The sequence below is a fragment of the Pedobacter folensis genome, assembly GCF_056490665.1.
The window spans coordinates 326080-336947 of the sequence record NZ_JBWJIF010000005.1; the positions used below are offsets into that span (position 1 = coordinate 326080).

At 38.8% G+C, this 10868-nt stretch carries 4 protein-coding genes; 3 read left to right on the forward strand and 1 reads right to left on the reverse strand.

Annotated elements, in window-relative coordinates:
- Positions 1 to 32 precede the first annotated feature (32 nt).
- From AC04QZ_RS24005 to AC04QZ_RS24015, 3 genes are read left to right on the forward strand one after another with little or no spacing between them, the layout of a single operon-like run.
- Complete coding sequence (locus tag AC04QZ_RS24005; RefSeq protein WP_478359761.1) at positions 33 to 5024, forward strand: translocation/assembly module TamB domain-containing protein; 4992 nt, start codon at positions 33 to 35, stop codon at positions 5022 to 5024.
- Entirely contained in the window at positions 5008 to 7323 is a 2316-nt protein-coding gene (tamL, locus tag AC04QZ_RS24010) for a translocation and assembly module lipoprotein TamL (RefSeq protein WP_478359762.1), read from the forward strand. Before AC04QZ_RS24005 ends, tamL begins: the two co-directional genes overlap by 17 nt.
- Before the next feature lie 7 nt (positions 7324 to 7330).
- A complete protein-coding gene (locus AC04QZ_RS24015; RefSeq protein ID WP_478359763.1) occupies positions 7331 to 8353 on the forward strand; it encodes a YihY/virulence factor BrkB family protein in 1023 nt (340 codons plus the stop codon).
- Between the two features lie 155 nt (positions 8354 to 8508).
- Here AC04QZ_RS24015 and AC04QZ_RS24020 read toward each other — a convergent pair whose 3' ends face one another.
- Positions 8509 to 10380 (reverse strand): DNA topoisomerase IV subunit B, encoded by a 1872-nt coding sequence (locus tag AC04QZ_RS24020; protein ID WP_086547617.1) that lies wholly within the window; start codon positions 10378 to 10380, stop codon positions 8509 to 8511.
- Between the last annotated feature and the right edge of the window lie 488 nt (positions 10381 to 10868).

The window sequence follows — 10868 nt, forward strand, 5'->3', positions numbered from 1 at the left end:
TGGCATTTATCAAACACCAAACACGCTTAGCTTTGAATAGATACGTACGTAAAAGTCTCAAAATTTTATTGTGGGTAATTGCTTCCATCATCATCCTGGTTGTTGGTTTAGCACTATCTTTAAATATTCCTGCCGTTCAGAATTTCGTTAAGGGTAAAGCCATAAACTATCTTAAAAACAAAACCAAAACAGAAGTCAGTTTGGAAAGCATTAAAATTGCCTTGCCAAAAGACGTAGTTTTAAATAAATTTTATATCGAAGACCGCAAAGGCGATACCTTGTTATATGCCGAAAAACTGGCCGTTGATATCAGTCTGTTTAAACTGTTAAAAAATACGGTCGAGGTCAATAACATCGAACTCAAAAATGTACGTGCAAATGTGAAACGTATCAGTCCTGATACCACCTTTAATTTTTCTTTCCTGGTTGATGCTTTTGCAAGTGACCAAAAAAAGCCAGAAGAGAAAGTAAAAAAAGACACGACCTCTACCCTTAAATTTTCTGTTGATAAAGTTTCTTTCGAAGATATAGGCATCAACTATCGTGATGATGTGGCTGGTAACGACGTGAAATTATACCTTGGTGCATTTAAAACTAAAATCAAAGATTTCGATTTAGCCAATCAGCATTATGTTATTAAAGAGTTAAGCCTGGTCAATACCTCATTACGTTATTTACAGCAAAAACCCTTAGTCCATCTGGTACAACACCTTACCAACAGTGTTGATAGCAGTGAGAAGGAACAGGGCAAATTACCATTAATTGAAGTGCAGAACTTCATTTTCAGTAAGGTAAAGGTAAATTACGACGATCAGCTATCCACAACCAAAGCTGTTGCCGATGTAAACGATCTGGGTTTGGTGAACCTGAAAGTAGATTTAACCAATAGTAAATATGCTGTTGATGATGCCCATTTAAACAAATCGAATATTCTCTTTGCTTTTAAACCTGCGCCGACTAACGATTTAAAGAAAGTTAAGGATACCGTAGTGCCCGAAAAATCGCCTCTGGGTTTGATTATTAAAAGTATCAGTCTGGCCGATAACAATGTTCAGTTCGATAATCTTGGGGCAAAACCTGCTGCCAAAGGCATGGACTTTAACCACCTCAAAATTACCCAGCTTAATTTAGGTGCTGGTGATGTAGCTTATAGTGCTGCAGGTATAAAAGCGAATGTTAAAAACGGATCGTTAAAAGAGAAAAGTGGGTTCGTATTGGATCAGTTGCGGGGTGATGCAGTGTATAACGATAAACAGATTAAACTGAGTAATTTCATTTTAAAGACGCCAAATACTTCAATCGAAAATGCGACGGAATTAAATTTTACCTCAATGGAGGATTTAACCAAACATCCCGAACGTGTAAAATTAAATCTGGCCTTTAAAAACACCAGCATTGGGTTAAAAGATGCCAGTTTTTTCAGCGATGCCATTCCAGCCAATTACCGCAACGAAAAAATAAAACTGAATGCTGATGTTAATGGCTATCTGAATAACCTGAACATTCCAAAACTGCAGATTAGCGGATTGAAAAATACCCAGATTGATATCAGTGGAAAAGCAAAAGGTTTGCCCGACATCAAAAAAACCTATCTCGATTTAAATATTAAAAAACTTCATGTTACCAAAGGGGATATTTTGGTGGCCGTACCTAAAAAATCTTTGCCTCCAACCATCGAATTGCCAAATGTAATTGATGCCAAAGGTAATTTTAAAGGTTCGATGACCGATTTTAATACCAATTTAAATATCCAGACCGATATGGGTGGCGCTATTTTGGTGGCCGGGATGAAAGGTCCTAAAGGTAAAGAAAGTTATAAGGCCGATATCAGTTTAAACAACTTTAATGTAGGCAGGCTTTTAAAAATGCAGCCTAAATTGGGCAGGGTTTCGGTTAAAGCAAATGTTGCAGGTACAGGACTCGATCCTAAAAAGATTAATGCAAAATTTAACGCTAAGGTGATTAGTGCTTACTATAACAAATATACCTATCGTAATTTAAACCTTGCCGGCAATTACAGCAACCAGAACATCAGCATTAAAAGCAGCATGCCCGATAGCAATGCCAACTTTAATTTAGATGCGAAAGTGAATCTGGCAGGAAAATATCCAGCCGTAAAAGCCGATTTAAATTTGAAGCAGGTAAACTTGCAGGCTTTAAACTTTAGTCCGACGGTATTAAGTGCAGCAGGTCTGGTTAAAGTAGACCTGGCTACCGCCGATGCCGATTATTTGAACGGTTCGGTTGATATCACCAGCCTGCAACTGGTAAAAGACAAACAAAAGATTAATGTGGATACGATTTCCATCCGTGCAAGATCAACCACTACTGAAAATGAATTGACCTTAAAATCTGAAATATTATCGGCAAAAATTGATGGCAAATACCAACTGACCAAAGTAGGCGATGCCATCATCAACGAAATTAACAAATACTACGCTTTCGGTACGGTTGCTAAAGTTCCCGACCAAAGGCTAAGGTTTTTTGTGCAGGTATACGACTCTAAATTATTAAAGGAATTTGTACCGGAATTAACCGTATTCAAACAATCGCAGTTTTACGGATTAATTGATACACAAAAAGACAGCTTACAGATTAAGGGTAATTTCCCTCAGGTGGTATATGGCGATTTTAAAGTAGATACCACAGTTTTAAACATCAATAATGACAATAATAAATTAGCCTATAGCTTAACGGTTAAAAGTCTTCAAAGCCCGTCGATTGCACTTTTCAATACAGAAGTAAGTGGCGATGCAGCCAATAACAACTTAGGGGTTAATATCTTCCTTCGGGATAGGCAGCTTAAAAACAAATATGTAATTGGTGGTACTTTCCAGTCGATTAACAAGGATTTTAAATTCACTTTAGATCCACAAAAACTATTGCTCGATTATCAGAAGTGGGTGGTTTCGCAAGATAATTACATTCAGTTTGGCGCATCAGGCATATTGGTTAATCAATTTCAGATCAGCAACAGTGGTCAGTCGCTTTCCATCAACAGCAATCCTACTGAGCCAAATGCACCGCTAGCCGTAGCGTTTAAAGATTTCCAGCTGGAAACCTTAACCAAATTTGCAGAAACCGATACCACTTTGGTTGGTGGCCGTTTAAACGGAACGGCGAATGTTAAAGACCTGGCCGGTACACCAAAATTTGAGGCGAACTTAACCATTGATCAATTGCGTTATCAAAAAGATCAATTAGGTACCTTACGCCTCGCCGTAAACAACAACACCGAAAATGCTTTCGAGGTAAATGTTGCCTTAACCGGCGTGCATGAGTTGAGGGTTAATGGCTTTTATTATACCGCTCCGGAAAGTGCTTTAGATCTTACCGTAAATATTGATAAGATTGAAATGAAAAACATCGAAAGTTTATCTGCAGGCCAGCTTAAAAATGGCACAGGTACCTTAACCGGAGCGCTTACCGTTAAAGGTGCGTTAACAGCGCCCAAAATACTCGGCGATTTAACTTTCAATAATGCAGGCATCAAAGTGGCTTATGTAAATTCGTATTTCCGTATGCCAAATGAGAAAATATCGTTTACAAATGAGGGCATCAGTTTTAACAACTTTACACTGATCGATTCCTTAAATCAAAAAGCAACCATAAACGGAAAGGTTTACACCACCGATTTTAAAAACTACCGCTTCGGTTTAGATATCAGAATGAACAATTTCAGGACGATTAATTCTACTGCAGCCGATAATGATATGATTTATGGAACGGTATTTTTAACCAGTAATATCAAAGTACGCGGAGATTTAAACCAGCCGGATGTAAACATGAATATCAATGTAAACAAGGGTACTAAATTTTTCTTCGCTTTGCCTTCAAGTGATCCCGCGATTATTGATCAGGAAGGTATCGTGCAGTTTATTGATGCCGATGCACCTCCCTTTAACGGACAAAAAGCTTTAAAAGTTGACAGCATCAGCAAATCGCCAATTAAAGGCTTAAATCTTGTGGCCGATGTAAAAGTAGATCCTGAAGCAGAACTGAATGTGGTTGTAGATCCATCTACTGGCGATAACTTAAAAGTGAGGGGCAACGCCGACTTAAATGTAACGATGGATCCTAGTGGTAAAATCAGCATGACCGGTCGCTACGAAATAGTTGACGGTTCATACAATTTAACGCTGGCTGTAGTAAAAAAAGAATTTAAACTGGTTAAAGGAAGTACCATTATCTGGACGGGTGAACCTACTTCAGCAACTGCCAATATTACGGCATTGTACGAAGTTAACGCAGCGCCTATCGATCTGTTAAATCAACCGGATCTTTACGAGGCCAGAACAAAACTACCTTTTCAGGTTTATTTAATGATAAAAGGCGAATTATTAAAGCCAACCATTTCATTTAAACTCGACTTACCAGAAAACGAACGTGGTGCTTTAAATGGTCAGGTTTATACCAAATTGATTAATGTAAACCGCGATGAAAGTGAGTTGAACAAACAGGTTCTTTCTTTACTTGCCTTAAACAGGTTTATTGCAAATAATCCTTTCCAAAGTCTGGCCGGTGGTGGCGGTGGGGTTTCTACGCTTGCCCGTTCGAGTGTAAGTAAACTGTTAACCGAGCAATTGAATAATTTAACTTCCGACTTAATTCAGGGCGTTGATCTTAATTTTGGCGTAAATTCGTCTGAAGATTATTCAACCGGTTCAATGCAGCAAAAAACCGACCTGGAAGTTGGCTTATCTAAAAAACTCTTAAATGATCGGTTAACCGTTAGCGTAGGAAGTTCATTTGCTTTAGAAGGACCACAGGCGCCAGGAGAAAAATCGACCAATATTGCCGGAAATGTGAACGTAGAATATGCGCTATCTGCCGATGGAAGATACCGGTTAAGGGCTTACCGCCGAAACCAGAACGATATGATTGTACAGGGGCAAATTGTTGAAACAGGCCTGGGCTTTACGCTGGTGGTAGATTACAATAAATTCAGAGAAATTTTTCAGAAGAAAAGAATAAGAAGAATAAGAAACATTGAACAGAAAGCACAAGATGAGAAAACTAATTAGACCTCTTTTATTTTTATTGGCCTGTTTAGTTTGGGCGGCTTGCAGCAGTACCAAATCCTTAAAACCAGGACAAATTTTGTATACCGGTGCTGAGGTAAAAATCAATCCTGATTCATCAGGAAAAATTGATAATGAAAAACAGATTAAAACCGATCTGGAGGCTAAAACAAGACCACGTCCCAATAAGTCGATTTTGGGTATAAAATTTAAACTGGGCATTTACAATCTCGCTGGCGAGCCCAAAAAGCCTAAAGGTTTTAGAAACTGGCTGCGCCGGCAAGGGGAAGCACCTGTATTATTGAATGATGTAAAGCTGAAATACAATAATGATGTATTATCCAGTTACCTTATTAGTGAAGGCTATTTACAGGCAAATGTTACTGGCGATACCGTTGTGAAAGAAAAAAAGGGTAAAGCCATTTATACTGCAGTTACCGGACAACGCTATAAAATTAACAAGATTAATTTCCCGCCCGATTCTGGGGTGCTTACCAAAATCATCAATGCCAACAAAAACAAAACTTTGCTAAAAGTTGGCGATTATTATGATATCGATACCTATAAAAATGAACGGATCAGGATTGATAACGACCTGAAAGAAAATGGCTACTTTTATTTCAGTCCCGATTATTTAATTATGCAGGTGGATAGCACCATTGGCAAAAACCTCGTTAACGTTTCGGTTAAGGTTAAAGATATTGCGCCAGATGCAGCATTAAAACCATACACCATCAAAAACATTAACATATATCCTAATTATTCGTTAAGGAGAGATACGACACTCAGAAAATTAAAGCCGTTACAGTATAACGATTTCAATATCTACGATGACCGGAATACGTTTAAACCAAAACTTTTCGACCGTTTGGTATTCTTTCAAAAAGGCGAACCTTATAACCGTAAAGATCATAACCAATCGTTAAACCGCATGGTAAATGTAGGCGCCTTTCAGGATGTAAGGGCTGAATTTTTACCGGTTGATAGTTTCAGAAATAATCAGCTCGACCTGAATATTTATTTAACGCCTTTAAAGAAAAACTCACTGACCTTTTCGGTTGTCGGAACGAGTAAATCGAACAATTTTGTGGGTTCGGAAGTGAAAGTAACCCAAACCACCAGAAACCTGTTTAGAAATGCAGAACAATTAGACTTGAGTGTTAGTGGTGGTTTCGAAACGCAAACCAAAGGAACTTCATTAGGCAAAAACTCCTTGTCGTTAACGGCCGAAGGAAAATTAACCTTCCCCAGGTTTATTGTGCCTTTTTACAAACCAAATAGCACCAATGCTTTCATCCCGAAAACCATTGCTTCGCTGTCTTACCAGATGCTAAACCGTGGTTCTGAATATACTTTGCATGCAGTTAAAGGACAGTATGGTTACAACTTTAAAGAAAACCTGTACAAAGAGCATAATTTTAATCCGATCTCGATTAGTTATGTTTCTACTTCTTTCCCATCTGATACAACTGAAGAGAGAATATATGCACAAAACCCATTGCTGAGAACGACATTAGAAAGTCAGTTTATTATTGGCAGTAACTATAATTTCACCTATACCAACCAGATGGAAGATAGCCGCAGAAATAACACCTATTTCTTTGGCGGGTTAGAAACGGGTGGTAACGTTTGGGGCCTGTTTACCCCGAAGGATGAAAATGGCCAGCGATCTATCTTTAACAAAGCATTAACGCAGTTTATTAGGGTTGAAGCCGATTTAAGAGATTATTATAAAATTACCAGAAACTTAATCTGGGCAAACCGCTTAAACCTGGGTTATGGGTATGCCTATGGAAACTCAACTTCACTCCCATTTGTAAAACAGTTTTTTGCCGGGGGTAGTAATGATATCAGGGCTTTCCCGGCCAGAACCTTAGGCCCGGGAACTTACAAAGTTCGAGATGATGCTCTTTTTGCCGATCAGGGTGGTGATATTAAGTTAATGCTCAACTCAGAACTAAGGTTTAAGATCGTAAGTGTACTCTATGGTGCCTTATTTGTTGATGCCGGAAATATCTGGCTAAGAAAAGAAGATCTTGGAGAACCTGGCAAACCTGAGACGGCAAGACTTGGATCAGGCTTTAAATTAAAAAACGCTTTTAACGAATTGGCGGTGGGTACTGGCGCAGGCTTAAGGGTAGATGTCAGCATTTTTGTAGTCCGTTTAGATGTGGCCTTCCCTGTGCGTAAACCTTACTTACCAGAAGGACAAAGATGGGTGTTTGATGATATTGCCTTCGGTAATAAGGATTGGCGTAAGCAGAATTTAATTTTTAACATTGGGATAGGATATCCGTTTTAATTTTTCGATGAGAGTACTTCATAAGATCAAATATTTCTTCATTGCGTTATATCATCTTTTCGTTGCTGCCGGAAAAGGTTTTGTAGAAGATAGGGTAACTAAATTAAGTGCTTCGCTTGCTTATTACACTATTTTTTCACTTACACCGCTTATTATTATCATGTTATCCGCCGCTACCCTATTTTTTGGCGACAAAAGAAATGAGGAAACAAGAGTTCAGTTTTATGGACAGGTGACCGAAATGGTTGGCAAAGAGGCAGCTACACAAATTCAGGGTTTTGTAGAACATGCCAATAAATCAGGCCAGTCTACCCTTGGTTTAATTATTGGGATAGGCACATTGATTATTGGTTCAACTGCTATTTTTATTGAGATACAAGATAGCATCAACATGATTTGGAAAGTAAAGGCTGTGCCCAAAAAAGGCTGGATAAAAATGCTTTCTAACAGGTTATTGTCTTTCTCTTTAATTGTTTCGATGGGCTTTCTATTGCTGGTATCGCTGGTGGTTAACACCGTTGTAGTAGGTCTGGGTTCTAAATTGGGCAACCTACTCTCGCAAAGCAAGATAGACGAAGTAATCCCCGTTGCAAACGACACCATGGCCATTCTGATTTACATTTTAAACAATGTAATTACGCTTGCTGCCGTTACCGCTGTATTTGCGGTTATATTTAAAGTATTACCCGATGTAATTATCCGTTGGAAATCGGCAATAATTGGTGCACTGTTTACTGCGGTTCTTTTCAGTTTGGGTAAATACCTGATCGGGATTTATATCGAAAAGGGGAACCCGGGCTCGGCCTTTGGAGCAGCCAGTTCGATTATTGTTATTTTATTGTGGATTTATTATACCTCGATTATACTCTACTTCGGCGCTGAATTTACACAGGCTTATGCCGAAAAATACGATAATGGCATCTCTCCAAGTAAATATGCGGTGTTTACCAAAATCACTATTGTTGAAAAAAAGGTAGATGTATTACCTCCGCAACACCCTGAAGATACGGTGAATGTACCTAAAGAATAATTAACCGTTAGTATGATCATGACAAGTTTTGGCAGATCGTCATTCCCAACTTGATTGGGAATCCTAATGCAATAAGCTTTAAGATTCCCGCCTGCGCGGGAATGACGACCAATCCTTTACAATCTGTCATTGGTAATTAAACTTGACTTCTTTTTTTATGCTACTTCGTCAGTAATCACTTTAGGTTCCTCCGTTACTTCATCCTTCTCTACCCTCAGGTTACGGATAATGTGCTGCTGCCTGTCGGGTGTATTTTTGCCCATATAATATTCAAGCAAACTTTTTATTGTTTGGTCTTTCAAAATAACCGGGTCTAACCTGATATCTTTTCCGATAAACAAGCCAAATTCATCAGGCGAAATTTCGCCTAAACCTTTAAACCGGGTAATTTCTGGTTTATTGCCGAGTTTTTCGATCGCATTTTTGCGTTCTTCATCGCTATAGCAATAAATGGTTTCCTTTTTATTCCTAACCCTGAAAAGCGGTGTCTGTAAAATATAAACATGGCCTGCTTTAACCAGATCGGGGAAAAACTGAAGAAAGAAAGTCATCATCAACAAACGGATGTGCATGCCATCCACATCGGCATCAGTTGCAATTACAATATTGTTATAATGTAAACCTTCTAAACCATCCTCGATATTTAAAGCGTGCTGGAGCAGGTTAAATTCTTCGTTTTCGTAAACTACTTTTTTGGTTAATTCATAACAGTTTAAGGGTTTACCCTTTAAACTAAATACCGCCTGGCAATCCACATCACGTGATTTTGTGATGGAACCCGATGCCGAATCTCCCTCGGTAATAAACAAAGTGGTTTCGTAACGTTTCTCGTGTGTGGTATTAAAATGCACCTTACAATCGCGCAGTTTTTTATTGTGTAGCGAGGCCTTTTTTGCCCTGTCGTTTGCCAGTTTTTTAATACCTGCAATATCTTTACGCTCGCGTTCCGATTGCATAATTCTTTTCAGCAGCGCATCAGCCACATCCGGATTTTTATGCAGGTAATCATCAAGTTCTTTTTTAACAAAATCGTTAATAAAAGTTGCTACAGATGGGCCTTCCGGTCCCATGTTTTGCGAACCCAGTTTTGTTTTGGTTTGCGATTCGAAAACCGGCTCCTGTACACGTACAGAAATTGCCGCGATAATGGATGAACGCACATCGGCCGCATCAAACTCTTTTTTGAAAAACTCCCTAACAGTTTTCACTACCGCCGCCCTAAAAGCCGCCTGGTGGGTTCCACCCTGTGTGGTGTGCTGTCCGTTGACAAACGAGTGGTAATCTTCGCCATATTGCTGCCCGTGGGTCATTGCAATTTCGATATCTGGCCCAATCATATGGATAATCGGGTAACGGATTTCCTCTGGCTTATTAAATTTAGAAAGCAAATCGTAAAGACCCCGCTCCGAAAAATATTTCTGGTTATTGAAATTTACCGTTAAACCGGTATTTAAGAACACGTAGTTCCAAACCATACTCTCCACAAAATCAGGAATATAGTGGTAGTTCCTGAAAATGGTTTCATCCGGATAAAAAGTAATGGCTGTACCATTACGCTGAGTAGTATCGATAACAGGTTGCTCGGTTACAATTTCCCCTTTAGAAAACTCAACTTTCTTCGTTTTTCCATCACGATACGATTGTACGGTAAAGCTGGTAGAAAGCGCATTAACGGCCTTCGTACCCACCCCATTTAAACCTACCGATTTTTGGAAGGCATTACTATCGTATTTACCACCCGTATTAATTTTGCTTACACAATCGATCACTTTACCTAATGGAATACCACGGCCATAATCGCGTACATTTACTTTTTGCTCCGAAAGCGTAATTTCGATGGTTTTTCCAGTGCCCATCACAAACTCATCGATAGAGTTATCTACAATTTCTTTTAGCAAAACGTAAATACCGTCGTCCTGAGCAGAACCATCGCCAAGTTTACCAATGTACATCCCCGGACGAAGCCTGATGTGCTCTTTCCAATCTAATGAACGAATACTGTCGTCGTTATAAATTACTTCTGCCATACTGTGTTTATCTGTTCATCACTTGAAAACTCTGCATTTTTTTGACTTGCAAAGCGACAAAACCGAGCGATTTCGGTGCATGCCTTAAATCAACATGACAAATTTGTAGAAATAAATCCGATCTCAAAAACATGAAAAGCTTAGAATAGCTAATTTCAAATCTCCTGTTCAGAAATATCATACAATAATAGATTTATTCCATGAGGCTAGCAAAAGAAAGTTTCCACAAAAATATGGAGGAGGTATAATGTAAGATGGATGATGGTGATTCATGAATTCATTGGTTCATTTGATTACCTGATTAATTCCTGTTGAGAACTGCTAATTGTCAATTGCAACTGTTTAATAATATGGAGGAGGTGTAATGTAAGATGGATGTTGGTGATTCATGGATTCATTGGTTCATTTGATTACCTGGTTAATTCCTGTTGAGAACTGCTAATTGTCAATGGCTAACTGCTTAAAAATATGGAGGAGGTATAATGTAA

What these genes read in the sequence shown, in the direction of transcription:
- AC04QZ_RS24015 (WP_478359763.1), top strand. Translation starts at nt 7,331, where the DNA reads ATGAGAGTACTTCATAAGATCAAATATTTCTTCATTGCGTTATATCAT.
- AC04QZ_RS24020 (WP_086547617.1), bottom strand. Translation starts at nt 10,380, where the DNA reads ATGGCAGAAGTAATTTATAACGACGACAGTATTCGTTCATTAGATTGG.
- tamL (WP_478359762.1), top strand. Translation starts at nt 5,008, where the DNA reads ATGAGAAAACTAATTAGACCTCTTTTATTTTTATTGGCCTGTTTAGTT.